The following is a 23,902-nucleotide window of genomic DNA, read 5'->3' as shown; positions in this document are numbered from 1 at the left end:
CCCTTCTGCCGCACTGCGGCGCGGCCCTGAGTGTAGAGGGACGGGGTCTGGAGGCGCGGGGGGTGGGCCTGGGCCGTACAGTCATGGTCAGGCGTGGCATCTTGGTTCCATGCTGCGCCGTCCCCAGCCCATCCCGCCCGGCCCCGGTCAGGAGTCGGTGTGGAATTACCCGCGTCCCCCCCGTCTGGAGCGCGTTCCCAAACTGATCGAGGTCTGGCTGGGCGGCCAGCTCATCGCGCAGACCCGCGCAGCCTTCCGGGTGCTGGAAACGAGCCATCCGCCGACCTACTACCTGCCGCCGGAAGCTTTCGTGCCGGGCGCGCTGCGTCCCGCGCCGGGAGGCAGCGTGTGCGAGTTCAAGGGAGAAGCGACGTACTGGACGCTGGTCGGCGGCGATCAGGTCGCCGACGCGGCGGGCTGGAGCTACGAGTCGCCTACTCTGGACTTCCGCGAGATGGCCGGACACGTCGCACTGTACGCGGGCCGCATGGACGAGTGCCGGGTGGACGGCGAGCGCGTGACACCGCAGCCGGGGGGATTCTACGGCGGCTGGATCACGGGTGACGTGGTCGGCCCCTTCAAGGGTGAGCCGGGGACGTGGGGCTGGTAGTCCGGCCCGGCCCCCTGAACGCTGCGCCCCACCTTCTGCCCCGGTGGCCGGGCCTTATCCTGCGTCCATGACTTCTCCTAACGCCGCCATCCGTAGCCGCCTGGACGCCCTGTCCAAGTCCCTGCGCGCCTTCCACTCGGCGCTGCTCGACTTCGCCAAGGGCGAGTACGAGTTTCTGAACGGTCCGGTCGGCGGTCCCTTCGCGCTGTACGCGCTCGTCACGGGCGACCCCGCCTTCCAGTGGCTGCGGCCCCTCTCGGGCCTGATGGCGACCCTCGACGAGGTGCTCGACGCCAAGGACACCCGCCTGACCGAGCAGCACGTGAGCGACGTGCAGCACGCGCTGGGCCTGCTGTTCTCGGACTCCGACACCCGGTTCGCCGACTTCCGCGCCGGGTATGAACGGGCCAGCACCGACGCCCGCGTGCGTGAAACCACCGCGCAGTGGCGCGCGCAACTCGGCGGGCTGGAGGCCTGAGCGCCTTGAAACTCATCGTGGGCCTGGGCAATCCGGGCGAAAAGTATGCGCAGACGCGCCACAACGTGGGCTGGCTGGTCCTGAACGAACTGGCCCGGCGCGGGGGCGCGGCCTGGCGCAAGGACAAGGACGCCGACGTGGCCGACGTGCGCCTGGGGCCGGCTCCAGGCCAGAAGGTGCTGCTGGTCCGGCCAACCACGTTCATGAATACGTCCGGCAAGGCGGTCGCGCCGCTGATGGCCTTCTACAAGCTGGAGGGCGACGACCTGCTGGTCTTGCAGGACGACCTCGACAGTCCCTTCGGGCTGCTCAAGATCCGGCACGGTGGGCGGCACGGCGGCCAGAACGGGGTGCGCGACATCATCCGGCTGCTGGGCCACGAAGCCTTCGCGCGGGTCAAGGTAGGTATCTCGCGCCCGCCGGCCGGCTGGGACCCCGCCGACTGGGTGCTGAGCAAGTGGCGCGAAGGAGAAGCGGCGACCCTGGCCGAACTCGTGCGCCTGGGCGCCGACGCGGCGACGGTGTGGGCCACACAGGGCCTGTCCGACGCCCAGGGACAGTTCAACAGCACTGACCTGCGCCCGGCCCCGGAGCCGGTTCATACTGCGCCGCATGACGAAAACCGATCTGAGGCTTGACCTCCTGATGAAGCTGTCCGACCTGCCCGGCGTGCCCGGACAGGAGGACGCGGTGCGCGACTTCGTGCTCACGGAACTCGAAGGTCTGGCCGACGAGGTGCGGGTGGACGCGCTGGGCAACGTGATCGCCCGCTGCGCCGGCACGGGGGAGGAGCCGCGTGGGCGCGTGATGGTCTCGGCCCACATGGACGAGATCGGTTTTCTGGTGCGCTACGTCGACGAGAAGGGCTACCTGCGCCTCCAGAATCTCGGCGGCTTCGACACGCGCAACCTGTTCGCGCGCAACGTCACTGTGCATACGCGCGGCGGAGCGTTGCCTGGCATCCTGACCCCGGCAGGCCGTCCGGTGCACATCGCCTCGCCCGAGGAGCGCAAGAAGGTGCCCGAGCTGCGCGAGTTCTTCGTGGACCTTGGACTGGACGGTGACGCGGTGAAGGCCCAGGTGCGCGTGGGCGACATGGTCACCCTCGACCAGACGGCCCGGCAGGTGGGGCAGCTCGTGTGCGGCAAGGCGATGGACGACCGCGCCAGCGTATTCCTGCTTCTCGAAACGCTGCGCGCGCTGCGCGGCCAGCCCCTGCGCCACGACCTGTACGCGGTGTTCAGCGTGCAGGAAGAGGTCGGCCTGCGCGGCGCCATCACGGCGGCCTACGGCGTGCAGCCCACGGTGGGGATCGGCCTGGACGTGACCCTCGCGGTGGACACCCCCGGTGTCGGCCCCGACGAGGCGGTCACGCGCATGGGCGAGGGCATCGGCATCAAGGTCTACGACTCCTCCATGATCTCGACCCGCTCCCTGGTGGACGAGTTCTGGGACCTGGCGCAGGACAAGGGCATTCCCGCACAGCTCGAGGTGCTCGGCCAGGGCGGCACCGACGGCGCGGCCATCCAGCGCAGCCGCGAGGGCGTGCCGACCCTGACCCTGAGCCTGCCGACCCGCTATATCCACACCATCGTCGAGGCGGTCCACGAAACCGATGTGCGCGCGGGTGTGGACCTGCTCGTGGCGTACCTGGGCGCGGGCGAGGCGTCCGCCTGACCCTGTCCGCCTGATTCCGGCCCCATGAGCTGTCCCTGACCCCCCGCTGTACGCTGGGGCGCAGGAGGCACCTCATGGGACTGATCCTGCTGGCCGTGTTCCTGCCCATCCTCACCGTGATCTTTTTCGCCGCGCGCCGCCAGGACCGCCTGAACCGCGCGCTGGCCGAGTTGGACCACGCCCCGGCGGACGCGGGTTACGTCGGCCTGCATCTGCCGGGACCCTTCTAGCTGGGGGCGGCCCCACAAGCCTAAAGACTCGCTCTGGGCGCCCCGGAAACGTCCCTGCCCGCCGGGGCGTATGCAGGGCATATGGACCTCTTCACCGGACTGCTCTCCTCGCTGGGCCTCTCGGGGGCGGCGGGCCTGAACGCCTATATTCCGCTGCTGGTGGTTGGCCTGCTGACCCGCGCGGGTGTGATGAATCTGGCGCAGCCCTTCGACCTGCTGGCGAATCCCTGGGTGTTGCTGGCGGTCGCGGTGGTGGGCGCGCTGGATTTCGTGGGCGACAAGATCCCCGGTGTGGACCACGTCCTGCATCTCGTGGGTGGGGTGGTGAACACGGCGGCGGGCGCGGTCCTGTTTGCCTCGCAGGCGGGCGTGGCCGACGTGCCGCCGGCCCTCAAACTGGCGCTGGGGCTGGTGGTGGCGGGAGGGGTCCACGCGACCCGCGCCGCCGTGCGCCCAGTCGCCACTGCCACGACCGGCGGTCTGGGCAACCCGGTGGTGAGCGCTGCCGAGGACGCCAGCAGCCTGGGACTGAGCGTCCTGGCGGTGTTCGCGCCCATCCTGGCGGTACTGGGCTTGGCGGGTCTGGGGGTCGTCGCCTACCGGCTCTGGAGCCGGGTGCGGGGCTGGCGACGGCGGGCGCTGTAGGTCGGGCTTCCCCCTCCCATCCCACCGCGGAGGGGGTTTTGCTGGTCTACCCGCGCCGGGTCAGGCTCCACAGGCTGGCGACAAGGCCCAAGTTCGGCAGCCCGGTAGGGGCTCCCTGAAGAGCGCCCCTCCTCCCTGGCCGCGTGTTGAGAAGACGGACGGCAAAGGTCAAGCCTGCATAGGCCCAGCTCCTCAGCCGTGCTTCGCCTGCACCTCCTGCCAGATCTCGCTCAGGGGTACACCGTCCCCGTGCCACAGAAACTCGGTGACATACGCCGTGTCACCGGCGAAGCGCACGCCGGCCCGTCGCCGAAACTCGTCCAGGGTCCAGCCCCAGGCCCCGGCCGAGTCGATCAGGGCTGCGAGTTCTTCGCGGCTGTTCACGACGCGGCGGCCTATCACCGTGCGGTTGCGGGCGTAGGAGAGGAACTCGGCCTCGTCACTCACCGGGGCTCACTCACAGGCCAGCCCATCGCCGTCGCCGTCCATGTCGGCGCGGTAGCCGGGGTCGCCGCGCCGCAGGGGCGCTGCTCCGGCCGCGCGGACGGCCGCACAGTTGGCGTAGGACGTGGGCCGCCGGGCGGGCGATGTGGACTTGGCCGGGACGGGCGCCGACTTCACGCCGTAGCCGCGCAGAGGCAGCGTATAGGGGCTGGCGGCCGCGCGGTTGACCCGGTAGCCCAGGTCTTCGAGGGCGCCCAGCGTGAGGGGGCTGACAGGGTTGACCCGCCCCGTGTAGTTGCCCGCGTCGCCCGAGAGGATCTCCGAGCAGACCGCCGAACCCGCCCAGTGTCCGGCGTCGGCGTCAAGCGGGACGCGGTCGCCCCGGCCTCCCAGGGCGCGGTAGGCCGCCACGCCCCGGGCCCCGGTGTAGTAGAACTGCCCCGCACTTTTGGTGACCAGCGAGCGCTCGTCGGACTCGCCGCTCAGCGACACGCGCGCGTCGGCCTCCCAGAGGGTGCCCACGCCCAGGGCGTGCAGCGTCTCGTGGATCATGGTGTCGGTCAGGTCGGTGGCCGACAGGTCGCCCAGCACCCGCGAGTTGAGGCTCACCGCGCCGTACACCGGCAGGTAGGAGCCGTCGTGCAGGTCGCAGGGCCACGCCTCGGCGTAGAGGTCCTCGTCCAGCGGCAGGACGCGCACGAACACGAAGAAGCGGTCCACCCGCCCCCGCACGGTCGGCAGCCCTTTGTCGCAGGCTTCGGCGTCACCGGGCAGCGTGACCGGCCCGAACGGCGAGGCGATGAGCTTCGATACCCGCGCGGCCGCCGCGCGGATGGTCGCCTGCTGGGCGGCGTTCGGCGCCTTGCCTACGAACCGGACCTCGACCGTGAAGGGCGCGGTCTGCGCCGTCGCCGGCCCGGAGATCAGGCCCAGCAGGCCGGCGTACAGGCCGAGGAAGGCAGTCCGGGACAGGAGTTTCACGCTGAGCACCAGCGTAGCGCCAAAAGCCCGGCCAGGAACAGAAGGCTGCACACAGCGGAGCAGGACACGCCCCCGGATGGGTGGGGGCGTGTCCTGCTCCGCCGCATGCGGCGAGGTTGTCCGCTCAGCGGTTCATGATGTGGATGGCCTGCTTGTGGACCGCCTCAGCGGCCTCCAGCACGCTCTCGCTCAGGGTGGGGTGGGCGTGGATGGTCAGGGCGATGTCGCTCGCGGTCGCGGCCATCTCCAGCGCCAGTCCCGCCTCGCCCAGCATGTCCGAGGCGTGCGGCCCCACGATGTGCACGCCCAGCAGCAGGTCGGTGTCCTTCTCGACGACCATCTTCACGAAGCCGTCGGTCTGCTGCAGCGTCATGGCGCGGCCCGAGGCGCTGAAGGGGAAGTTGCCGGTCTTGACCTCGTAGCCTTTGTCCTTGGCTTCCTGCTCGGTCAGGCCGACCCAGGCCAGTTCGGGCGAGGTGTACACGACGCCCGGAATCGCCACGGCGTCCTGCTCGGCGGGCTTGCCGGCGATGACCTCGGCGGCCACCAACCCTTCTTTCATGGCCTTGTGCGCCAGCATGGGGTTGCTCGCCACGTCGCCCACCGAGTAGATGTGCGCCACGTTGGTGCGCTGCTGCTTGGTGGCCGGAATGAAGCCGCGCTCGGTGACATGCACGCCCGCCGCCTGCATGTTCAGGCCGTCGGTACGCGGGCGGCGGCCCACAGCCACGAGCACGCGGTCGAAGACCTCGGTGCGCTTCTCGCCGGTCTTGACGTTTTCCAGCTCGACGTGTACGCCGTCGGCTTTCTTCTCGGCCTTGTTGGCCTTGGTCTGCACCTCGACGACCACGCCCTGCTTCTCCATCGCCTTCTGGAAGGCCTTGACCGCGTCGGCGTCGGCGCCAGGGATGATGTTGGGCAGGAACTCGATCACCTTGACCCGGCTGCCCAGGCTCGTGTAGATGTTGGCGAACTCGAACCCGATCACGCCGCCGCCCACGCACAGCATCCGCGCGGGCACGGGGTCGGGCAGCACGAGCGCGCCGGTGCTGTCCAAGATCATGTCCTGGTCCACGTCCAGCCCGGGCAGCCGCGCGGGGTCAGAACCGGTGGCGATGATGAAGTTGGCGGCCGTGTAGGTCTTGTCGCCCACCTTGACGGTGTGGTCGTCCACGAAGCTGGCCTGGCCCTGAAGATGAGTGACCTTATTGGCCTTGAACAGTGCGCCCACGCCGCCCGTGAGCTTCTTGACGATGCCGTCCTTCCAGCCGTTGAGTTTGGCGATGTCGAGCTTCTGCTCGCCGAAGGTCAGCCCGAATTCGGCGGCGTGGCGCGCGCCCGCCACCGTCTCGCCCGCGTGCAGCAGCGCCTTGGTCGGAATGCAGCCCACGTTCAGGCATACCCCGCCCACCGAGTCACGTTCGGCGCAGGCGACCTTGAGGCCCAGCTGCGCGGCCCGGATCGCTGCGTGGTAGCCGCCGGGTCCAGCGCCGATTACCAGCACGTCAAAGTCAAAGCTTTTGGTCATGTGGGCAGTCTAACGCGCCCCCCCACAGCTGTCTGTGCCCGGCCCGGAGAGTCGGACGCGCAGGATTGACAAGGACGTGTGGTGAATGGAATGCGGAGTTGGCGCGGGCGCTGGGCACCCCACGCTCACTCCTCCAGAAAGTCGGTCACCACGCGGTTCAGGACCCACCAGCCCTCGGGCGTGGCGCGCAGGTGGTCGCCGTCCAGGGCCAGCAGGCCGCGCGCGACATTGCGGGCCAGAGGGCGGGCGTAGCGCCCCCGTACGTCCAGGCCGCTGCGGCGCGCGAGGTCGGCGAGGTCGAGGCCTTCCCGCAGCCGCAGCCCCATGAACAGCGCGTCGGTGACGTACTCCTCGGGGTCGATGCCCTCGGCGTCCCCTGCCGCGCCGGTCAGCCACTCGTGCAGGTGGGGGTTGGTGCGCCGGGTGGTGAGCAGGCCCGGCTCCCCGGTGGCTGGCCCATGCCCGGCCGGATAGTGTCCGGCCGCCCCCGGCCCCAGCCCCAGGTAGGTGCGCCCCTGCCAGTAGGCGCGGTTGTGGCGCGACTCCTGGCCCGGCCGCGCGTAGTTGCTGACCTCGTAGCGCGCGAACCCCTGCGCCTCCAGCAGCGTCTCGGTGCGCTCGAATCCGGCGCGCTCGTCGTCTTCCTGAACAGTCACGCCCCGGCGGGCGAACTCGGTGCCCGGCTCGATGGTCAGGGTGTACGCGCTGACATGTCCCACACCCAGCTCGACCAGCCCCCGGATATCGCTGTCGAGCGGTTGCCCCGGCACCGCCGTGATGAGGTCGCCGCTGACCCGGAAGCCCTGCGCGGTCAGGGTCTGTACGGCCTCGCGGGCCTGCGCGGCCGTGTGCTGGCGGCCCAGGAAGCGCAGCGTGGCGTCGTCGAGACTCTGCACGCCCACCGAGGCCCGGTCAAAGCCCAAGGCCCTCCAGTGTGCCGCGCGCTCCCCACTCACGGTGCCGGGGTTGATCTCCAGCGTATTTTCCAGGCTGCCCCAGCCCAGGTGCCGCCGGACGCTGCCCACCAGCGCCTCCATCTCGGCCCCACGCAGAAAGCTGGGCGTGCCGCCGCCGAGGTACACCGTCTCCAGCTCGGTGGGATAGGTGCGGGCCAGCCACGCGGCCTCCTCTTCTATGCGCGCCAGATACCGCTCGACCATGCCCGCGCGGCGTTCGAGCACATGAAAGTCGCAGTACGGGCAGATGCTGGGGCAGAACGGCACGTGTACGTACAGGTGCCGGACCGGCCCGGCGACGGCGCCGGGGTCCGGGACAGGGGGAGAAAAGGGGAGGTCGGTGGTGCTCACGCGGCGGAGTCTACCCACTGGGGCGGGCAGCGATTGGGGGGCGGTCGGTAGACTCTTGGACATGACTGATCCGCGCACGCGCACCTACACCTGGCAGGACCCGGCCGAGACCCTGGAACGGGCGCGGCAGCTCAGCGGCCTGGAATACCTGTGGGCCATGGCGCGCGGCGAGCTGCCCGGCCCGCCCATAGCCGCCGTCCTGGGCATGGCCTGGCCCGCGCCGGAGGATTTCAGTGAGGGCCGCGCGGTGTTCCGGCTCACCCCGCGCGAGGACCTCTACAACCCCATCGGGTCGGTCCACGGCGGCGTGTACGCGACGCTGCTCGACTCGGCGGTGGGCTGCGCGGTCCAGACCACCCTGCCGGCGGGGGTGGGGTACACCACCCTGGAACTCAAGGTGAACTACCTGCGCCCCCTGCGCGTGGGCGGCCCGGAGGTGCAGGCGGTCGGGCAGGTCGTCGCCTCGACCCGACAGACGGCCGTGGCCGAGGGCCGGCTGGTAGACGAGGCGGGCAAGATCTATGCCTACGCCTCGACCACCTGCCTGATCCTGCGGCCCTGAGCTGGCGGTCCTGGGCAGAGGACTGCCCTGGGGGCAGTTTCAGCGCCCGTGCGGCGTCGCGTCCATCCAGGCTTCGAGGGCCGCCCGCACGCCCGCCGGGTCCGTCACCACGACCGCCGCCCCCAGCGAGGCGGCGGCGCTGGCTGGGGGGCACTCGTCGCGCGGGGCCTCCGGGTTGGCCGCGCCGGTCCAGGCCGGAAACGCGCCGCCCTCGCGGTAGGTCAGGCCGCCCGCACCGTCCAGGGTGCGCTCCGGCAGTTGTAGCGCGGGGCCGCCGGAGAGGGGAGCCGGGGCCACCACCAGCACGCCGCGCGGGTTCAGCTCCCGCACGCTGGCCAGCAGCGGGGTCAGGCCATCATGAATGAGCAGGACCGTCTCGCCCTTGCCCTCCACGGCGGCGAGTTCGGTGCTCAGCCCGGAGGCCAGTTCGGGGGGCGCGGCGACAAGCCAGCGGTACCCTCCGGCGCGGCCGCCGAAGCTCGCGTGGGCGCCGCCGTACACGTCCTGCCAGGTGCGGGTGTGCTGCATGGGCCACAGGATAGAGGAGAGGGCTACACTCGCCCCATGACTGCCCTCTCCCCGGCCCCCCGCACGCACGGCGCGGCGCGCGTCTGGTCCCTGTCCACCGGTCCCCTCCAGGAAAACGCCCTGCTGGTCGCGGGCGAGGAGAACGAGGGCTTCCTGATTGATCCCGGCGACGAGGCCGCTCGCCTCCTGGCACTGGTCCGCGCCAGTGGGATCACGGTGCGGGGAATTCTGCTCACGCACGGGCATTTCGACCACATCGGGGCGGTGCAGGAGGTCCGGGAGGCGCTGGGCGTGGCCGTCCACCTGCACCCCGCCGATCTGCCGCTCTACCGCGCCGGGGGGACGTCGGCGGCGCGCTGGAACCTGCCCTTTACCCAGCCGGCCGATCCCGACGCCGATCTGGTGCAGGGGCAGGTGCTCACGGCGGGCGACCTGAGCCTCACCGTGCGCGAGCTGCCGGGCCACGCGCCGGGCCACGTGGTGTTCGTCGGCGACGGTTTCGTGATCGCGGGCGACACCCTCTTCGCCGGGGGTATCGGCCGCACCGACCTGCCAGGAGGCAATCATCCGCAGCTTCTGGCGGGCCTCGCCGCTGAACTGCTCACGTTGCCGGACGATACCGCCGTCTACCCCGGTCACGGCGGCGCGACAACGGTGGCGCGTGAGCGGCAGACCAATCCGTTTCTGCGCTAGCCGGGGCCAAGCCCGTCAGCGGCTGATGTCGTAGCCGGTCACCTTCGCGGCGGCGTGCGGGTTGGCCGCGCTCAGGGGCTGGCTGCGGTCATAGAGGTTCCAGCCGCGCGCGACCTTCATGGCGGGCAGAGCTTCTTCGCCGCCGGCCCAGGGCAACTGTTCGGGCAGGTTGACCGCCGGCAGGTCGCCGCCTGCCGGGCTGAAGACGAGCCACTGCCGGTTGCGCGCGAAGGGCTCGCCGATGGTGTAGGTCCCCGATCCGTCGGTGTCGTTGTACGCGACGATCTGGTACACGCCCGCCACGTCCGGCAGGGTGGGCAGGTCCACGCCGAAGTTCAGGCCCGCCGCCGTCACTTCGGTGCTCTGCGACAGGTTGCCCTTGTTCGTGAAGATGTTGGGGATGCCGGTGCCCACGAGGGCGAACCGCGGCGCACTCCAGCCCTGAGCGCCTGCGAGCGTGCCGCTGAGGTCATAGTCGGCCACGGGGGTCGCCGTGCGCGCGCAGGCGGCCAGGGCCAGAGGCAGGGCGAGCAGGGCCAGGCCGGAGAGAGAGCGCTTCATGCGGCTCAGCGTACCGGCCCGGCCTGACGGGGGGGTGAGCCCCTCAGCCCTTGGTGAGAATGCGGACGGTGAGCACCTCGTCGGCGGTGGCCCCGGCGATGGGGGTCTCGCTGCCGCTGCTCGTGTCGCTCGTGCGGGTCAGCTTGCCCAGCACGTCCTCGCCGGTGACGACCTTGCCGAAGATGGTGTGGCGGCCGTTGAGGCTCTCGGTCGGCCCGAAGGTGATGAAAAACTGCGACCCGTTGGTGTTGGCGCCGCTGTTGGCCATCGCCAGTTCGCCGGCGCCGTCAAAGGTCAGCTTGCTGCGGATCTCGTCGGCGAAGCTGTAGCCGGGGCCGCCGCTGCCCCAGGCGTCCTTCTTGGCCGGGTCGGTACTCTGCGGGTCGCCGCCCTGCGCCATGAAGCCGTCGATCACGCGGTGAAAGCGGGTGTCGTCGTAGAAGTGGTTGCGGGCCAGCGTCACGAAGTTGTTCACTGTCACGGGCGTTTCCTGCTCGTACAGGTCCACGAGCACCTGCCCCTTGTCGGTGTCGATCAGGGCGTAGTAGTCCTTGCCCTGTTGCAGCGTCATGGCCGGCTCGGCCTTGAACTCGCGCACCGGCGTCTGGCTCAGGAAGGGCACCAGCGTGTAGCCGGCGGGCAGCGCGCCGGGAGTCGTCACGGTGGCGGCGGGGGTCGTGGCCGGGGTGGTCGAGGGGATCGTGGACGTCTCCCCGGTGGCGGTCGTCTCCGTGTCCGTGCTGGCCGGAGTGGTGGTGGTTTCCGCCTTCTTCTGGCAGGCACTCAGGGCCAGCAGGGCGGTCAGGAGCAGGGCAGCCTTCTTCATCGTTCCCAGTCTAGCGGCCCGGCATGAGCCGCAGGTCAAGACTCCGGGGCAGCGGCCTGCGCCGCGTCTGGCCGCTTGACCTACACTTGAGGGCGTGATCGTGACCATCGACGGCGTGGCCGCCAGCGGAAAATCCAGCGTGTCCTCGGGCGTGGCCCGCGCGCTGGGCGTGCCCTATGTCAGCAGTGGCCTGCTGTACCGCGCCGCCACGCTCCTCGCCTATGAGGCGGGCCTTGCCCCCCACGACCCCGCCCTGTTGCCCCACTTGGAGGCCCAGCCGCTGCGCCTGGAGCCTCTGGCGGGCGGCAACCGGCTGTGGCTGGGCGACCGCGAGCTGACGGCCGACGTGCAGTCGGCGGCGGTGGACGCCGGGGTCAGCGCGGTCGCCGCCCAGCCCGAGCTGCGCGCCTGGGTGGACCGGCGGCTGCGCGCCCTGACGCCGCCCTTCGTGGTCGAGGGCCGGGACATGGGCACGGCGGTCTTTCCCCAGGCGCAGGCCAAGTTCTACCTGACCGCCAGCGCGCGGGTACGGGCCGGCCGCCGCGCTGCCGAGCGCCCCGAGGCCGTCGCCGAGATCGAGGCCGCTCTCATCCGCCGGGATGAGCGCGACCGCGCCCAGAGCGTGCCGGCCCCCGAGGCGCGCGTCATCGATACTGGCCCGCTCAGTCTTCAGGGCGTGATCGACACCATCCTGGCCGACCTGCCGCAGGGCGCCGCGCCTGCCCGGACAAGCTGAGCTTCTGCGCCGGCCGGGCATGGTATCCAGGGGCATGGACTCTTCTTTCGACGCCCGCGCGCTGCAACTGGCCTTCGATCTGACCACCGGCAACACCTACGAGGGCAAGATGGGCCAGGGCTACGTCGAGGCCCGCGCCGCCGACGTGCGCCGCGTGTTCAACATTCTCGCGGGCCGCTCGGCCGACGACCACGGCGCGCCGGTGCCCGCTGCCCCCGAGGCCAGAAAGCGGCCTGCGCCCAAGACCAAGGCGCCCGAGCAGCTCTGAGCTGAGGTTGTCGTCTGGTCGGCCGGCCTTCTGGCAGGGGTCTGACCAGACACCGGACGAACCTCAGCGAAGCGCCGAGGCAACAAGGGACACAACAAGCGAAGAGGCGCCGCCGTTTCCGACAACGCCTCTTTCTCTGGTGGAGCTGAGGGGATTCGAACCCCTGACCTTCTGAATGCCATGCCGGATTCTGCCGTCCAGGACGCACTTCAACGACGTATCCCGTGCAACGGCGAGCCTTTGCCGCAAAGCGTTCTTCGCGCGTCGGCTCCCGCCTGAGCAGGGCAACGAGGCAGTCCGGCATGGCCCTGCGTGGGACTCGGTTGCACGCACCGTTGCACGCCACCGCCAGCCCCGAGCGGGTCTCTCGGCTAGTGTGCCCGCACCAGCCGCTCGAACACGCCCAAGAACTCCGGATCAACGCGGTCGTCCACATGGCGCACGTTCCAGAGCGCGCTCTGTCGGATCGCCGGAGCCTGCGCCCACCGCCCCAGCCAGGTCTCCGAAGCCGGGTCCGCCCCTCCGTTCACAGCACTGAGCAGCGCGATCGCATTCCGCTCCACGAAGGCCCGCTCGCTGTCCTTGCTCGGCACGTCGTCCACCGCCAGCCACAGCACCCCGAACTGCCCTAGAGTCCGACTGACCCTCTGCTCGTGGTCATGCTCGGCCTGCTTGTCCGCCAGCTCTGTCTTGTGGGTGACGCCCCAGGACGCCAATGTTAGGCCGTCGCGCGCCAGGAGTGCTGAACCGACGTGGCTGCGGAAGATGGACCCTCGGTGGTTGCCCCCGCCATCCCCAACCTTGCCCCTGTGCTGGCTCACGCGGTTCCAGAGGCTCGTCTTGGAGCCCGCGCTGACGGCATGTGTACCGACCCGGACCACCCGTGCGCCCTCGCCCGTGACGGTGCGCTGTTCGCCCGGCTCGAAGAAGAAGTACACGCCCCGATTCGGCCAGCCTTTGCTCGTGCAGTCTTGGAGGAGGCGTCTACCGCCCACCCGCTGCTCTAGGTCGTCCAGCAACGTGTAGAAGTGGCGGATGGCCTGGGTACGTTCAGTGGCGTTCACCAGTGCCCCCTCTGCGTGGCCTCGTTCAGGCGGCGGACCTGGACTTGAATCCCCGGCACGTCTGTCAGGACGGCTTCTACCTCGTGGCCTGCCTGCTCGAGCTTCGGCACGAAGTATTTGCGGTAGTGACCACCGGCAGCCAAGACGACCCGGTCACTGGCCCGGAGCTGTGGCCTGAGCGCGGTGAACACTTGCTCGGCCCAACGGCGGCTCGCGCCTGCGGTCAACACCTGCTCGTAAGGGGCGAGGGGTTGCTCCGGGTCAACCAAGCCGTGCAAGGCCGAGAGGATGAACCACTGGTCTCCGAACCGCTCCGCGAACCGACGCCGTGCCTGGAAGAGACTGGAGGTGTACAGGTCTTTCGCCAGGGTGGGCTGTGACTGCTTGGACTTGACGCACCCGATGAGGACGACGGTGCGGCTGGCGCTGGCGCGATCGGGGTGTGGGTCGGGCATGGTCAACCGACTGTAGGGGGCTGCCCCTCACACGTTCGGCACAGGGGATTCGTCGGGTGGCAATGAGGAGTGTGGAGTTTGTCTCCCCGCCTTAAGGTCTATTCCCCTCCCTACGTCTAGAACTGGTCGAGAACGTTCTCGTACGTTATTAGCGTTCCAGCGTCAGGCTCAGGGCAGTCGCCGTATCCAGGCAGGTCTGCCCCGAGCCTTCCTGCGCTTGCGAGAGGGTGTCCATCAGCAGCGGGATGCTGTAGACGTGGCCTGCCTTCGCCAGCACGCCTTGCAGGTTGACCACAAGATCAGCTACCTGAGCCTCGCTCTCTGGGCATAGCGCGTCGAGCCTCGCCAGAGCGGTGGCGGTGGCGGAGTCATCGGCAGACCTGCCGCTCAGGACGGCGAGGTTCTGGGCAGGCGTGCGCGTCGAGGTCATAGGTGTGGGCGTGGGCTGCGGCTGTGGCTTGGCAGGGCGCGTGAAGGCCCACCACATCCCGGCGATGAGCAACGCCGAGAGCAGGATCAGCAGACCGAACATGCCGAGGGTCGCCTTCACCGACTGCGGGGCGGGGTCTGGCGAGGCGCGTTCAGGGACTGGGGAGGGACGGCGAGCGGGCGGACGAGGGGCTGAGTCGGGCATATGAGTGACCTCCGCTGCTGGCTGTTTCACACCACATGCTGGAGAGGCAATAGCGACCACCCGTCAGGCCACCGTGAGACACGCCCAAGTAGCGTCTGTCTATGAAGCGATACAGCGACGAACTCCATGCCGAAGTCCTGCGCCGCATAGAACAGCACCAGGGCGAAATCTTCCGACAGAAAGAGGGCAAGGAGTTCACCTATACGATTAGCGGGCGAACGATAACTGTGGAGGTTGAAGGGAATGAGCCGTATCCGTTTGGCTTGTCAGCTATTGAGCAAGCCATAGAACTCATGCCCGCAGAAGGCCCCAATCAACTCAAAGAACTTCGCGCCTCCAGCCGCATCTGGGCAATCCTGATGGACGACCGCATCAAGCAAGGCCTCTACTGGTAAAGCCGCGCCCAGCACAGCAGAAACGCCCGTCTCCTTCATCACAGGAGCGGGCGTTCTTCTTACCTGTCTTGCCTCTCCGAACAGATGGCTGGAGAGGGGCTGCGCATGGGCTCGGGCGTAGCTCTTGGAGGGCTGGAAGGTAGCTAGAGGGCAGCTCCTCGTTGGGAATAAATCCCGTCTGGGACGACGAAAAGAGGCTTGTCAATCTCTCTCGGGCGAGGCAAGATTAGACACAGGTCGGCAGCGATAGGCGTGGCCGAGCTTTCGTCACTCACAGGAGAAATCATGATGACCACTGTCACCAGTGGCGTCCCTGCGTCTACCCCGACGCAGGAGACCTACCACACCATCGAAGAAGTCTGCACCCAACTCAAGGTCGCCAACTCGACCGTGCGCCGCTGGATGAGCCTGGGCAAACTCCGCTACCTGAAGATCGACGGCGCGGTTCGCATTCCCGCGTCGGCCATCACCGAGCACCTGCACGGCGGGAAGCAATGAAAGCGCCCCCCGCTGGAGGCATGGGGGAGCAGGGTCACGATGAGAGCGTACTCGCCGCCTCGCAGCCCGTACATACCGCGCCGCAGAAGAGCAACATTCCGGAGGCTATCAAGATCAGCCAGTGGCAGTGGTTCACTCTCCTCCTCTGTGGGCGTGATGGCTGGCTCTACACCACCATGATCGGCAATGGCCCCAAGCAAGACCGCTTGCTGCCCTACCCCCTCAATACCGATGAGGAAGATGGCGACCCGGTATTCTTCAAGCCAGACACCAATGCCTTCTTCGGCATGGCCCTGCGTGAGCAGAAGGATGACCTCGCCACCACGAAGCCCACCGACCTCCTGTGGCTGGACATGGATGCCAAGGAACGCCACAACGCACCGGAAGGCGAAGACCTGAAGCAAATGCCTACCCAGGAACTCAAAGCACTGGTGGCCTCGCAGTACCACGCCTTCATGGAGAAATGCCGCGTGCTAGGGCTGATCCCGTTTGCGGTGGTGTATTCGGGGCACGGCTTGCAGGCGTACTTCAGGGTTGAGCGCGTATTGGAGATAGAGGAAACCGAAGCTGCGAATCGTGCGCTGGCGAAGCGGTTCGCTGAATTCGGTGCTGATCCGAAGGTCTACAACGCGGGGCGCATCCTGCGAATGCCCAATACCTACAACGTCAAGAACCCGGAGCGCCCGATCAAGACTGAACTCTGGTGGCAGGCATGACCTCTACTCTCCCCGTGCTGTCGAACGAATGGACGGAGAAGCTGATCGCAGAAGGCGGCACCAGCAAAGCGCCACCACCCTCTATTGGCGAGGCCAAGCAGACTCCAGAGCCTCGCCAGAATGATGGTGGTGGGCTGATCGACTGGTACAACGCCCAGATGCCACTTGTCCAGGACCTGCTAAGGCGAGGCTATAAGGATGAAGGCAATGGGCGCATGAGCAGCCCCTACAGCGAGACGGGCAGGGACGTGACCTTACTGCCGAACAAGAAAGGTTTCCTGTGCGCCTACCTCCACAGCAGTAGCCACCCGATGGCCCAGTGGATGGGGCTAGCCGGCGAGGCCTTGAGCGACCACCTAATCGACCCGGTCGAGTTCTTCGTCTACTACGAGCACAGCAATGGGGGCAAGGTGCCCTACGGGGAGGCACGCCAGGCTGCCCTGCGAAGCATCGCCAAGGAGAGAGAAATGGCGGCGCTCAGTAAGAAGGTCGGAGACATTGAGCTGCCTGATGCAAGCCAGATTCCTGCACCAGAAGACCTCATCAAGGGCAAGCCCCACTACTCAGACGCTCAGATGCTGGCCTTGCTCGGATACCCGCCAGAGCTTGGCTCCCTGTTTGGTGACCTCCCTAACGGCTACCGCACAGCGCAAAGCTCTGACGGTGACCTTCGGTACGGTGAGACCAGTGGTCTATACTGGGTTTACTCACCTGAGAAGATTATCTGGGCCAAGGCTAAGGAAGACAAGCCACAAGTGCTGGCATACGCTAGCAAGCTGCCTCTACTCCTTGAGCAGGAGAGCGAGTATATCGTCAGATGCGCGGTTGCCTTGGAAAAGGCAGGACGGGTGGAAGATAGCGAAGCAATGCTCCGACAAATAGGCTCATATCGCAAGGCTAAAGAGCAAGTCGCCAGGCATGTCGTCCGAAGGTCAGCCCTTGCAGACGCGAGGCCGTCAATCCTCATCAGGGACGAGCTGTTCAACCTACAAGACGATGTTCTGCCTTTCCCTAATATCTTAGACTATCGTGGCACCCTCCGCGAGCGTCGGCGTGAAGATTACATCACAGACATACTGCCAGTGGAATATCATCCCAATGCAAATAGAAGCGACTTTTACGAGGTAATAGACTATATGACTGGGTATGATAGGAATCTCAGGGATGACATCCAGTACATGGTAGGTTATACCCTTAGAGGGTCGAATGACCAGAGAATCATTCCCAACTTCTGGGGACCACCTGGAACCGGCAAAAGCATCATCGCAAACTCACTAGCGGCCACTCTGGGAAACCTCGCAGTTGCACTAGACCCTAAGCACATCTCCACAAAGTCTGACCATGAAAGAGCCGGGCAGGTTTTCAGAGGTAAGCGTCTTGCACTCGTCAACGAAGTTGGTGGGACCGCAAGGCTACAGTCTGAGTTCCTCAAGGCAGTCAGCGGAGGCGATCTGCTAACCGCGCGCGCACTCTACGCTGAAAGTGAGACGTTCAGAGCCACCCACACAACGCTAATCATTTCAAATGAGCCCATTAACGTAGACACCACTGACGACGCTTTATGGGAACGTATCAAGATCTTTCCCTTCTTGCATCGCCTAGCCCCGGAAGGCAGGGAAGCTCTGCTCGGTGGTAAGCGCCTTCAGGACGTGATCCGTGACCCAGAGTCAGCTTATCTGCGCGGCTTCCTAGCTTGGGCGATGGAGGGGCTGGAACGGGTGCGGGGCGGTGAGCTGTTCAGGCCGTCTGAGACGGTTGCCAGGGCATCGATACAGGGACGCAATGATAGCGACCGTTACCGTGACTTCTGGCTCACTCACGACTTCGATGAGTCTATTGGTGGTATGCCAGTGCTCCAGAGACTGCGTGAAGGCGTAACGGCGAACTGGCTCATGTTCCAATTGCACGAATGGTGTCCTGCCAATGGAGTCCCCATTCCGAAAGGGCCGGCGCTCAAGCGTGTCTATGAGGCAGTGGGTCTGGTGAAAAGGACCAGCGCTAAGAAGTGGTTCCTTGAGTACCCGGAGCGCTTTCCGCAATAGCCTCGCCGAATGATGGTGGTGGTGAACAGCAATGCTTGCCGCCGTTCTCTTTGTGTCCGCTGGCCGGGAAGCGAGCGATTCCCAGTCATTCTCAGTTCTGGGTCATCCCACAAGGCCATATAAGACACCACACGTGACCATAGCCCACTTACCCTTATGGTTCCTGCCGATTCCCAGTATTCCCAGTCCCTCATCGGAGACTGGGAATTCGACTTACTGCTCCAATACTATGCTGCCCCCATTCAGAACTATCCTTCCCAAAGCCTATATTCCCAGTATTCCCAGTTATTCTTCAAGCCTAAGAGAGAGGAGGAGAAGAAGAAGGGATTAAGGAAAATGGGGAGAGACAGAGACATAAGAGGAGGCCGGTTGCGATCCGGACTGGGAATACTGGGAATATAGAGTGGCGCAGTGAGTGGTGCGTAGCAGCTCTTGCTTATCCTTGGAGTGGTTCTCTCGATTCCCAGTCCCGCCTCGGTGACTGGGAAGACTGGGAATCGGGCGGCGGACTGGGAATCCAAACTTACCCACGCTCATCCAACGCCACCACCTCCCTATGGCAAGGCTTGAGCAGCACAGAGAGTGGCATCCCAAAGGACTACACGGCCAACATGCCTCTGCTGAGGCCGCGCCATGAGGTGGTAGCGGGTCGTATGCCGTCTCTTGGGTAGCGTGTTGGCAGTCCGTCCTACTTCTTGTGATGGCCGCACGATGTCACCACCACCGCCTCCGGCGAGGCCTTGCCTAGAGTGTGGTGGAGGGCGTTTCCCGCGTTATTGAGCTTGTCGTTTGCAAGGCTAAGGATCAGGGCAGGAGGGTCACACCTATGCCCAAGAAGGCCAAGCGCGGGAACGGAAGAGGGACGGTCTATTTCGAGAAGAAGAACGGTAAGTGGCGCTGGCAGTACGTGTTCGAGGGCGAGCGCATGAGTGGCTATTGCGAGACCAAGACCCAGGCAGAGCGGGAGCTGTCGCTCGTCATTGCGGATAGGGAGCGCGGCCTGATCAAGCGGCCCGACCAACTGTCTGTGGGCGATGCTGTAGATGAGTGGCTCGACGCCAGAAAGCGCGAACTCAAGCCCAAGACGGTCGCCGGGTACGCCCACCTCATCAAGAAGCACCTCTACCCTCGTCTGGGCAAGGTGAGACTCCAAGACCTCACCGTGCGCGATGTGGCGAAGTTCCAAGAAGGGCTGGAGGACGATGGCTACGCCACCTCTACGATCAAGCACCTACGGGTGATCCTCAACGGCACACTCGACCGAGCAGTGATGCACGAAGTTCTGCCGCGCAATCCGATGGACAAGCTCAGCTTCAAGGGACGGCCTGGAGAGAAGCGCGAGGTCTGGACACCAGAGCACGCAGCGGCGTTCCTCCGGATGATGCGAGACGACTACGGTGCGGCAGCCTTGGTCTTCGCCCTGATGACGGGGATGCGGCGCGGTGAAGCGCTGGGCCTGAAGTGGGACGACCTTGACCCCCATAAGGGCACGCTGCGGATTAACCGGAGCCTCGTGACGGTCAACGGGTCGGCACAGGTCAGTACACCCAAGACAGAGAGCAGCAAGCGGCTGCTGAGCCTCTCACCGGACACGCTGACATTCCTGAAGGAGCACTGGGACAGACAGATCACGTTGGCGCTGAGCAAGGGCGGGGACTGGGTCGAAACCGGGTACGTCTTCACCAACGCCTCTGGCGAGGCTTGGCACCCGGACAGCCTGCGGATCACGATGCACAAGGCGTGCCGGAAAGCGGGCATCCCGATCATCACTATTCATGGTCTGCGCCACACGCACACCAGCCTGATGGCAAGGAAAGGCGTGCCCATCGAAGTGATCTCCAAGCGGCTGGGCCACGCCAAGATCAGCACGACGATGGACGTGTACCGGCACCTCTACGAGGACGAATTGCAGAGCGGCGCAATCGACCTGCTGGATCTGACGGCCTAACCCGCGCGGCACCGAGCTGAACACCCACCCGGCGAGAGCTTGGTGGGTGTTGTCTGTTGGCTGGAGGCCGTACTTGTGGCCTGCCCGGTGCTCTCTGGCGAGGCTCAACCACGAGGGGCGGCAGGTGTACAGCCTATGTCCCACATAGGGCCGCTCGCCGGAGGTGGCTCCTTGAGGCAGCGGTGAGGTCACCACTCCTCTGGCGAGGCTAAGCTGGGCTATGACTCATCGTACGCCATCAACTTCCCACAGCTTCCCTGACATACACGCTCGCGCGAATGCCGCGTTGGTGGGCATGTCGAAGGAACTTTACGTGGATGTTCCAGCCGCCACTGACAGGTTGCTGGGTGACCTTGCTGGAAAACTCTTCAAGGCAGAAAAGACTACTGCTCAAAAGGTCGCGCTGATGACCGTACTTCGCCTGAAGCAGGAAGCGCACGCGATTCGCCTTCTGCTCGGTCACGGATACCCTGCCCAGGCTATGTCCTTAGCCGCTAACATGATTGAAATTACCTATGAGCTGCTATTCGTTGGCGATGATGAGGTCAAGGCAGCGCAATGGGAGAAGCACTCTGAACCCGGTGAGAAAGTCTGGGGAAAGAATAGTTCAATATACAAACGAATGGTTGATGGGTTGAAGTCGGTGGATCTAAGTGATGCCGATGCGAAGGATCAAGCGGATGTTGACTATCAAAGCTACGGCTTACTGTGCGATGCAAAGCATGGCAGCCCAGTGATCAATAAGGTCTCGGGCGGATTCTTCGATGGTGATACTTTCGTGACCGGCCCGCAGATATACCAGGAGAAATCGGATGTATTCCAGGCGGTTCAGACATCCAACGTGACAGCGTGGATGTCAGTGCTTGCAGCTCTCGCAGTCATCCACTACCACCTTGGAGACGACGACAAAGCTGCCCTGCTTGATGAGTCAGAGAAGCTGAATGTCTTGAGGAAGGGTGCCGTACTCGCAGTGATGGCTATAGCTGAGGCCGACGAAAACAGTGCAGGCGTAGAGCCGCTCGCTTAGTCGGGGCAGAACCACGGCCCCTAGCCCTTGTAAATCACCTGGCCCAACCCGTCCAGCCCTTGAGGACGCCACCACCACCTCTCTGTGGCACGGCTGGAGCAGCGGTATGGCGTGTAGTCGGGTTGCACGACCGTTGCACGCGGGTAGGGGGAGAGGGACGGTATGAACGGTACAAATAGAAGAAGGACACTGTCACTGACAGTGTCCTTTCTGGTGGAGCTGAGGGGATTCGAACCCCTGACCTTCTGAATGCCATTCAGACGCGCTCCCAACTGCGCCACAGCCCCGCTCTTTCGCCTCTCTCAAGGCTCAGCAAGAGTAACAGCGCTTCGGCGAGTTGTCAACGGGGTCCGGCGGGCGGTGTGAAAGTCTCCCTACAAGCGGGCCTGTACTGCCTACCAGGCCCCAAGGCTGTGGGACCGGGTCCGTCGTCCTTGGAAGCGTGCCGCCCGCCGAAAGGCCGGTTCTCGCGGCGCCCGACTTAGACTGTGGGCATGACTGCGCTGTCGCCGCTGCCCACCCTGGAACGGGTGCTGACCCGTCCGGACACGGCGGGCCCCGCCGACCTGGGGGCCGTGCGGGCGGCAGGGCTGGGCGGCGCCCTGCGGTCCCGCCTGTCGCTGGACCATCCGCTGCGGGAGGTTCTGCGGGCCGACGCCCTGCGGCTGGGCCTGCGGCACGCGCAGGTACGCGCCGAGGTGCGCGCGCTGCTGGGGGTCTGGGCCGCCGAGGCCATTCCGGCCCTGCTGTTCAAGGGCTTCGCGCTGGCCGAGTTCGAGTACGCCGCGCCCGGTGAGCGGATCTACGGCGATGTGGACGTGCTGCTGCCCGGCGATCCGGAGGTCGTGTGGCGCGCGGCCCACCTCGCCCTGGCCCACGGCTGGCACAGCGATGGGCAGCACGCCGACCCCGCCACCTGGCATCACGAGACCATGCACCTCTACAGTCCCGGGGGACATGTCCGGCTGGACGTTCACCGCTACGTACTGGGCCTTCAGGCCGGGTTGCCTCCCCGCCGCTCCGCTGACCTGACGGCCGAGCTGTGGGCGCGTTCACAGCCCACCGACTGGGAAGGCGTACCTCTGCACCGGCCGCATCCGCTGGACGCCGCCGTCCTGAACGTCGCGCTGGGCCGCAGCTGGGGAGGCGACAGCGGGGGCCTCAAGCCTGCCGACTACCTCGACCTTCAGGTGCTGGTCGCGCGGCACGGCCTGACGGAGGCCAGCCTCGCCGCGCACGCGGCCGAGGTGGGGGCGGCACACACCTGGGCGGCCTTCACGCGGCTGTGTGCTCCCTGGTCTGGCACGCTGGTCCTTGACCCGGCACTGACCCGGCCGGTCATCCTGGCGGGGCTGCGCGGCGACGGTCTGCACGCCCGGAGAGGCCGGTGGCGCGAAAGGCTGGGTCACCTGCGGCGGGTCTGGCCGCTGCTGCCGATGTCGCTGCTTGATGCACTGGCCGCGCGGGGGGCCACGGCGCAGGGACGGGACCCGCGCGGGCACCTGCGCCGCTGGACCCCGACGGGGCCGGTGCGCCGGCTGCCGCTGAGAGATCTTCAGGACCGCGTCATGGTGATCGGCTGGTGGACCTGGGTGCTGTACCCACGGCAGCGCCGCCGGGGCGTGTGCGTGCCGCGCGCCTATGCGAGCTACCGCAGTCTGCGCCGGGGCGGCCATCCGGTGCGGTTCGTGAGCGGTGTCGCGCCGGCACCGGGTGGAGTCCACGGCCACGCCTGGATTGAGGATGACCGCGGCCCTATAGAGGCCTACGGAGAGCCGGACAACCGCCGCCGCTTCCGCGAGCTGTTCAGCTTTCCGGAACAGGAGTAGCCGGAGAAGGTTCTGGGGCCGTGAGCAGGGCGCGCACGGCGGGCAGCAGGTCCTCTCGTCCGTACGGCCGGGGCCACAGCAGCGGCAGCAGCTGCGCCACGCCGGCCTGAACCGCCGTGCGCGCTGTTGCCGTGAGGGGCACGCCGGTCGCTTCCCAGACGGCGCGGACCCGGCCCGGCAGGTCCAGTTCACCGGTCGCGGTGGGAGCAAGGACCAGCAGGCCGGTCAGGCGGGGCGCTCCGGCTGCCGGTGCGTCTTCCGGCCGCTCTCCCGGCAGGGGCAGCCTCAGCTTGCCGTGGAGGTCGCGGCCCTGCGCGCGTGCCAGGGGCAGCAGCGCGGGCGCGAAGCGTTCCAGGCTGTCCTCATAGGCCCGCAGGTGACGGTCGAGCCCGGTGATCACACCGGTCGGCGCGTGCCAGAAGGCGCGGTCCTCGGCCAGTACCCGCTCGCCGGCCGCGTGCAGGCGCAGGGCTGCTGTGCTCTTGCCCGCGCCGCTGACACCAGTGAAGGCCGCGGCCCGGTTGCCGGCCGCCACCACCGCCGCGTGCAGCGGCAGCCAGCCCCCGGCGCGGTGCAACTCGGTGAACGCCAGGGCCCACAGCTCGGGCGCCGCGCCGCCGGGCGCACAGATCGCGCAGACCCCGGCCGGGGTCGTCCGCACCCACAGCCGGTCCTCCAGCCACAGCTCGTCACCGGCGGCCACAGCGCGGACCTCCCGCGTCATCACGGGAAGGTTGTGTGTGCGGGCGCCGGGGGGCGGGTCCGGCAGTGGGCCGACTTCCAGCGTGATCTCGCGCGGGGGCTGGCCCGGGGGGACGGCGCCGCCCTGCCAGAACTCGCGCAGTTCCGCGTCCAGCCGTGGCGGCAGTGCCGAGATCACCCGTGCCCCGAGGCTGAACCAGCTCTGAGAAGCTGCGCTCAAGCGGGCCGGGCCAGGTCGCGGTCATGCAGGGCGCCCAGCACCGCCGTCACGTCGGCACGCGCCTGTTCGGGTGGCAGGCCGTAGTGCGCGGCGAGCCGGTCGGCCAACGCTGCTCCGGTCTGCGGCAGGGCCTGCCAGATCAGGCGGCCCGAGGCGTTCAGGCTGAACATCTCGCTGCGCGCCGGATGCATCAGGACGAGTTCACCGTCCAGATCGGTCACGAGCACGTCGGGGTTGGCCTGCCACATGGGAACCACCATACCCCGCCCACGCCGGCCTGCGCTCGCTGACTCCGGGC

Annotated in this window: 30 protein-coding genes and 1 tRNA gene; 18 read left to right on the top strand and 13 right to left on the bottom strand. The window is 67.0% G+C overall.

Annotated elements, in window-relative coordinates; all coding sequences use genetic code 11:
- Positions 1 to 109 precede the first annotated feature (109 nt).
- The 6 genes from ASF71_RS18675 to ASF71_RS18655 all read left to right on the top strand — a co-directional run bounded on the left by ASF71_RS18675 (position 110) and on the right by ASF71_RS18655 (position 3,640).
- The gene (locus ASF71_RS18675; protein ID WP_056302819.1) at positions 110 to 610 is read left to right on the top strand and encodes a DUF427 domain-containing protein; all 501 of its coding nucleotides are present in this window, start codon (positions 110 to 112) and stop codon (positions 608 to 610) included.
- 67 nt (positions 611 to 677) lie between these two features.
- A complete protein-coding gene (locus ASF71_RS18670) occupies positions 678 to 1,088 on the top strand; it encodes a hypothetical protein (protein ID WP_056302818.1) in 411 nt (136 codons plus the stop codon).
- A 5-nt stretch (positions 1,089 to 1,093) separates the two neighbouring features.
- A complete protein-coding gene (gene pth, locus ASF71_RS18665) occupies positions 1,094 to 1,726 on the top strand; it encodes an aminoacyl-tRNA hydrolase (RefSeq protein ID WP_056302816.1) in 633 nt (210 codons plus the stop codon).
- On the top strand, positions 1,701 to 2,765 hold the full coding sequence (locus tag ASF71_RS18660) for a M42 family metallopeptidase (RefSeq protein ID WP_235514604.1): 1,065 nt from the start codon (positions 1,701 to 1,703) through the stop codon (positions 2,763 to 2,765). The genes pth and ASF71_RS18660 overlap by 26 nt, the downstream gene beginning before the upstream one ends.
- A gap of 74 nt (positions 2,766 to 2,839) precedes the next feature.
- Complete coding sequence (locus ASF71_RS24825; protein WP_200939741.1) at positions 2,840 to 2,995, top strand: hypothetical protein; 156 nt, start codon at positions 2,840 to 2,842, stop codon at positions 2,993 to 2,995.
- Positions 2,996 to 3,076: 81 nt separating this feature from the next.
- Entirely contained in the window at positions 3,077 to 3,640 is a 564-nt protein-coding gene (locus ASF71_RS18655) for a DUF4126 domain-containing protein (RefSeq protein ID WP_056302812.1), read from the top strand.
- A 192-nt stretch (positions 3,641 to 3,832) separates the two neighbouring features.
- Here the strand turns inward: ASF71_RS18655 and ASF71_RS18650 are convergent, their stop codons facing one another.
- From ASF71_RS18650 to hemW, 4 genes are all read right to left on the bottom strand, one after another.
- A complete protein-coding gene (locus tag ASF71_RS18650) occupies positions 3,833 to 4,087 on the bottom strand; it encodes a hypothetical protein (protein ID WP_056302809.1) in 255 nt (84 codons plus the stop codon).
- Positions 4,088 to 4,093: 6 nt separating this feature from the next.
- Positions 4,094 to 5,065, bottom strand: a complete 972-nt coding sequence (locus ASF71_RS25370; protein WP_235514603.1) for an excalibur calcium-binding domain-containing protein — start codon at positions 5,063 to 5,065, stop codon at positions 4,094 to 4,096.
- A 124-nt stretch (positions 5,066 to 5,189) separates the two neighbouring features.
- Complete coding sequence (gene lpdA, locus ASF71_RS18640) at positions 5,190 to 6,593, bottom strand: dihydrolipoyl dehydrogenase (protein WP_056302806.1); 1,404 nt, start codon at positions 6,591 to 6,593, stop codon at positions 5,190 to 5,192.
- 125 nt (positions 6,594 to 6,718) lie between these two features.
- Positions 6,719 to 7,900 (bottom strand): radical SAM family heme chaperone HemW, encoded by a 1,182-nt coding sequence (gene hemW / locus ASF71_RS18635; protein WP_369815022.1) that lies wholly within the window; start codon positions 7,898 to 7,900, stop codon positions 6,719 to 6,721.
- A 61-nt stretch (positions 7,901 to 7,961) separates the two neighbouring features.
- Here hemW and ASF71_RS18630 point away from each other — a divergent pair, with 61 nt between their 5' ends.
- Positions 7,962 to 8,462, top strand: a complete 501-nt coding sequence (locus ASF71_RS18630; protein WP_056302804.1) for a PaaI family thioesterase — start codon at positions 7,962 to 7,964, stop codon at positions 8,460 to 8,462.
- Positions 8,463 to 8,501: 39 nt separating this feature from the next.
- Here the strand turns inward: ASF71_RS18630 and ASF71_RS18625 are convergent, their stop codons facing one another.
- Positions 8,502 to 8,990, bottom strand: coding sequence for a hypothetical protein (locus tag ASF71_RS18625; RefSeq protein ID WP_056302802.1), 489 nt, complete (start codon positions 8,988 to 8,990; stop codon positions 8,502 to 8,504).
- Between the two features lie 36 nt (positions 8,991 to 9,026).
- Between ASF71_RS18625 and ASF71_RS18620 the strand changes: the two genes are divergently transcribed.
- Positions 9,027 to 9,683, top strand: coding sequence for an MBL fold metallo-hydrolase (locus tag ASF71_RS18620; RefSeq protein ID WP_056302800.1), 657 nt, complete (start codon positions 9,027 to 9,029; stop codon positions 9,681 to 9,683).
- Between the two features lie 15 nt (positions 9,684 to 9,698).
- Here ASF71_RS18620 and ASF71_RS18615 read toward each other — a convergent pair whose 3' ends face one another.
- Together ASF71_RS18615 and ASF71_RS18610 are read right to left on the bottom strand one after the other, a co-directional pair.
- Complete coding sequence (locus tag ASF71_RS18615) at positions 9,699 to 10,244, bottom strand: hypothetical protein (protein WP_056302798.1); 546 nt, start codon at positions 10,242 to 10,244, stop codon at positions 9,699 to 9,701.
- A gap of 43 nt (positions 10,245 to 10,287) precedes the next feature.
- Entirely contained in the window at positions 10,288 to 11,070 is a 783-nt protein-coding gene (locus ASF71_RS18610) for a peptidylprolyl isomerase (RefSeq protein WP_056302796.1), read from the bottom strand.
- A 94-nt stretch (positions 11,071 to 11,164) separates the two neighbouring features.
- On the opposite strand from ASF71_RS18610, the gene cmk reads away from it, so the two are divergent.
- A complete protein-coding gene (gene cmk / locus ASF71_RS18605; protein ID WP_056302794.1) occupies positions 11,165 to 11,806 on the top strand; it encodes a (d)CMP kinase in 642 nt (213 codons plus the stop codon).
- Between the two features lie 34 nt (positions 11,807 to 11,840).
- The gene (locus ASF71_RS18600) at positions 11,841 to 12,074 is read left to right on the top strand and encodes a hypothetical protein (protein ID WP_056302792.1); all 234 of its coding nucleotides are present in this window, start codon (positions 11,841 to 11,843) and stop codon (positions 12,072 to 12,074) included.
- A 371-nt stretch (positions 12,075 to 12,445) separates the two neighbouring features.
- Here the strand turns inward: ASF71_RS18600 and ASF71_RS18595 are convergent, their stop codons facing one another.
- From ASF71_RS18595 to ASF71_RS18585, 3 genes are all read right to left on the bottom strand, one after another.
- The gene (locus ASF71_RS18595) at positions 12,446 to 13,138 is read right to left on the bottom strand and encodes a hypothetical protein (protein ID WP_200939740.1); all 693 of its coding nucleotides are present in this window, start codon (positions 13,136 to 13,138) and stop codon (positions 12,446 to 12,448) included.
- Positions 13,135 to 13,593 (bottom strand): DUF6884 domain-containing protein, encoded by a 459-nt coding sequence (locus tag ASF71_RS18590; RefSeq protein WP_056302790.1) that lies wholly within the window; start codon positions 13,591 to 13,593, stop codon positions 13,135 to 13,137. Before ASF71_RS18590 ends, ASF71_RS18595 begins: the two co-directional genes overlap by 4 nt.
- A gap of 148 nt (positions 13,594 to 13,741) precedes the next feature.
- The gene (locus tag ASF71_RS18585; protein ID WP_156372953.1) at positions 13,742 to 14,227 is read right to left on the bottom strand and encodes a hypothetical protein; all 486 of its coding nucleotides are present in this window, start codon (positions 14,225 to 14,227) and stop codon (positions 13,742 to 13,744) included.
- A 101-nt stretch (positions 14,228 to 14,328) separates the two neighbouring features.
- Between ASF71_RS18585 and ASF71_RS18580 the strand changes: the two genes are divergently transcribed.
- From ASF71_RS18580 to ASF71_RS18555, 7 genes are all read left to right on the top strand, one after another.
- Positions 14,329 to 14,622 (top strand): hypothetical protein, encoded by a 294-nt coding sequence (locus ASF71_RS18580; RefSeq protein WP_056302786.1) that lies wholly within the window; start codon positions 14,329 to 14,331, stop codon positions 14,620 to 14,622.
- 285 nt (positions 14,623 to 14,907) lie between these two features.
- Entirely contained in the window at positions 14,908 to 15,120 is a 213-nt protein-coding gene (locus ASF71_RS18575; RefSeq protein ID WP_056302785.1) for a helix-turn-helix domain-containing protein, read from the top strand.
- Positions 15,117 to 15,836, top strand: coding sequence for a DNA-primase RepB domain-containing protein (locus tag ASF71_RS18570; RefSeq protein ID WP_156372952.1), 720 nt, complete (start codon positions 15,117 to 15,119; stop codon positions 15,834 to 15,836). Before ASF71_RS18575 ends, ASF71_RS18570 begins: the two co-directional genes overlap by 4 nt.
- Positions 15,833 to 17,878 carry a DUF5906 domain-containing protein gene (locus ASF71_RS18565; RefSeq protein ID WP_056302777.1) on the top strand — a complete coding sequence of 682 codons (2,046 nt, stop codon included), beginning with the start codon at positions 15,833 to 15,835 and terminating at the stop codon, positions 17,876 to 17,878. Before ASF71_RS18570 ends, ASF71_RS18565 begins: the two co-directional genes overlap by 4 nt.
- 156 nt (positions 17,879 to 18,034) lie before the next feature.
- Positions 18,035 to 18,280: a hypothetical protein gene (locus tag ASF71_RS24210; RefSeq protein WP_156372951.1), complete on the top strand. Its 246-nt coding sequence runs from the start codon at positions 18,035 to 18,037 to the stop codon at positions 18,278 to 18,280.
- Between the two features lie 424 nt (positions 18,281 to 18,704).
- Entirely contained in the window at positions 18,705 to 19,826 is a 1,122-nt protein-coding gene (locus ASF71_RS18560; RefSeq protein WP_056302775.1) for a site-specific integrase, read from the top strand.
- Positions 19,827 to 20,121: 295 nt separating this feature from the next.
- Complete coding sequence (locus tag ASF71_RS18555) at positions 20,122 to 20,853, top strand: hypothetical protein (protein ID WP_056302773.1); 732 nt, start codon at positions 20,122 to 20,124, stop codon at positions 20,851 to 20,853.
- 211 nt (positions 20,854 to 21,064) lie between these two features.
- On the opposite strand, the gene ASF71_RS18550 is transcribed toward ASF71_RS18555, so the two are convergent.
- A tRNA-Ala gene (locus tag ASF71_RS18550) sits at positions 21,065 to 21,140 on the bottom strand.
- A gap of 207 nt (positions 21,141 to 21,347) precedes the next feature.
- Here ASF71_RS18550 and ASF71_RS18545 point away from each other — a divergent pair.
- Entirely contained in the window at positions 21,348 to 22,682 is a 1,335-nt protein-coding gene (locus ASF71_RS18545; RefSeq protein ID WP_056302771.1) for a lasso peptide biosynthesis B2 protein, read from the top strand.
- Here the strand turns inward: ASF71_RS18545 and ASF71_RS18540 are convergent.
- Together ASF71_RS18540 and ASF71_RS18535 are read right to left on the bottom strand one after the other, a co-directional pair.
- Complete coding sequence (locus ASF71_RS18540; RefSeq protein ID WP_056302768.1) at positions 22,660 to 23,604, bottom strand: hypothetical protein; 945 nt, start codon at positions 23,602 to 23,604, stop codon at positions 22,660 to 22,662. The genes ASF71_RS18545 and ASF71_RS18540 overlap by 23 nt on opposite strands.
- The gene (locus ASF71_RS18535; RefSeq protein ID WP_056303048.1) at positions 23,601 to 23,852 is read right to left on the bottom strand and encodes a PqqD family protein; all 252 of its coding nucleotides are present in this window, start codon (positions 23,850 to 23,852) and stop codon (positions 23,601 to 23,603) included. Before ASF71_RS18535 ends, ASF71_RS18540 begins: the two co-directional genes overlap by 4 nt.
- Positions 23,853 to 23,902 lie beyond the last annotated feature (50 nt).

This window comes from Deinococcus sp. Leaf326, from assembly GCF_001424185.1.
Classification (GTDB): Bacteria; Deinococcota; Deinococci; order Deinococcales; family Deinococcaceae; genus Deinococcus.
Note: the sequence above shows the minus strand (reverse complement) of the source record. Positions and strands in the feature narration are given on the sequence as shown.

Bases quoted from the DNA above. Each gene is read 5' to 3' on its own strand.
- ASF71_RS18580 (WP_056302786.1), top strand. From the start codon at position 14,329: ATGAAGCGATACAGCGACGAACTCCATGCCGAAGTCCTGCGCCGCATA.
- ASF71_RS18675 (WP_056302819.1), top strand. From the start codon at position 110: ATGCTGCGCCGTCCCCAGCCCATCCCGCCCGGCCCCGGTCAGGAGTCG.
- ASF71_RS24210 (WP_156372951.1), top strand. From the start codon at position 18,035: ATGGTTCCTGCCGATTCCCAGTATTCCCAGTCCCTCATCGGAGACTGG.
- ASF71_RS18590 (WP_056302790.1), bottom strand. From the start codon at position 13,593: ATGCCCGACCCACACCCCGATCGCGCCAGCGCCAGCCGCACCGTCGTC.
- ASF71_RS18600 (WP_056302792.1), top strand. From the start codon at position 11,841: ATGGACTCTTCTTTCGACGCCCGCGCGCTGCAACTGGCCTTCGATCTG.
- ASF71_RS18570 (WP_156372952.1), top strand. From the start codon at position 15,117: ATGAAAGCGCCCCCCGCTGGAGGCATGGGGGAGCAGGGTCACGATGAG.
- ASF71_RS18660 (WP_235514604.1), top strand. From the start codon at position 1,701: ATGACGAAAACCGATCTGAGGCTTGACCTCCTGATGAAGCTGTCCGAC.
- ASF71_RS18610 (WP_056302796.1), bottom strand. From the start codon at position 11,070: ATGAAGAAGGCTGCCCTGCTCCTGACCGCCCTGCTGGCCCTGAGTGCC.
- ASF71_RS18545 (WP_056302771.1), top strand. From the start codon at position 21,348: ATGACTGCGCTGTCGCCGCTGCCCACCCTGGAACGGGTGCTGACCCGT.
- ASF71_RS18615 (WP_056302798.1), bottom strand. From the start codon at position 10,244: ATGAAGCGCTCTCTCTCCGGCCTGGCCCTGCTCGCCCTGCCTCTGGCC.
- ASF71_RS24825 (WP_200939741.1), top strand. From the start codon at position 2,840: ATGGGACTGATCCTGCTGGCCGTGTTCCTGCCCATCCTCACCGTGATC.
- lpdA (WP_056302806.1), bottom strand. From the start codon at position 6,593: ATGACCAAAAGCTTTGACTTTGACGTGCTGGTAATCGGCGCTGGACCC.
- ASF71_RS18560 (WP_056302775.1), top strand. From the start codon at position 18,705: ATGCCCAAGAAGGCCAAGCGCGGGAACGGAAGAGGGACGGTCTATTTC.
- ASF71_RS18655 (WP_056302812.1), top strand. From the start codon at position 3,077: ATGGACCTCTTCACCGGACTGCTCTCCTCGCTGGGCCTCTCGGGGGCG.
- ASF71_RS18575 (WP_056302785.1), top strand. From the start codon at position 14,908: ATGATGACCACTGTCACCAGTGGCGTCCCTGCGTCTACCCCGACGCAG.
- ASF71_RS18535 (WP_056303048.1), bottom strand. From the start codon at position 23,852: ATGTGGCAGGCCAACCCCGACGTGCTCGTGACCGATCTGGACGGTGAA.
- ASF71_RS18670 (WP_056302818.1), top strand. From the start codon at position 678: ATGACTTCTCCTAACGCCGCCATCCGTAGCCGCCTGGACGCCCTGTCC.
- ASF71_RS18620 (WP_056302800.1), top strand. From the start codon at position 9,027: ATGACTGCCCTCTCCCCGGCCCCCCGCACGCACGGCGCGGCGCGCGTC.
- ASF71_RS18555 (WP_056302773.1), top strand. From the start codon at position 20,122: ATGTCGAAGGAACTTTACGTGGATGTTCCAGCCGCCACTGACAGGTTG.
- ASF71_RS18625 (WP_056302802.1), bottom strand. From the start codon at position 8,990: ATGCAGCACACCCGCACCTGGCAGGACGTGTACGGCGGCGCCCACGCG.
- ASF71_RS18585 (WP_156372953.1), bottom strand. From the start codon at position 14,227: ATGCCCGACTCAGCCCCTCGTCCGCCCGCTCGCCGTCCCTCCCCAGTC.
- ASF71_RS18630 (WP_056302804.1), top strand. From the start codon at position 7,962: ATGACTGATCCGCGCACGCGCACCTACACCTGGCAGGACCCGGCCGAG.
- ASF71_RS18565 (WP_056302777.1), top strand. From the start codon at position 15,833: ATGACCTCTACTCTCCCCGTGCTGTCGAACGAATGGACGGAGAAGCTG.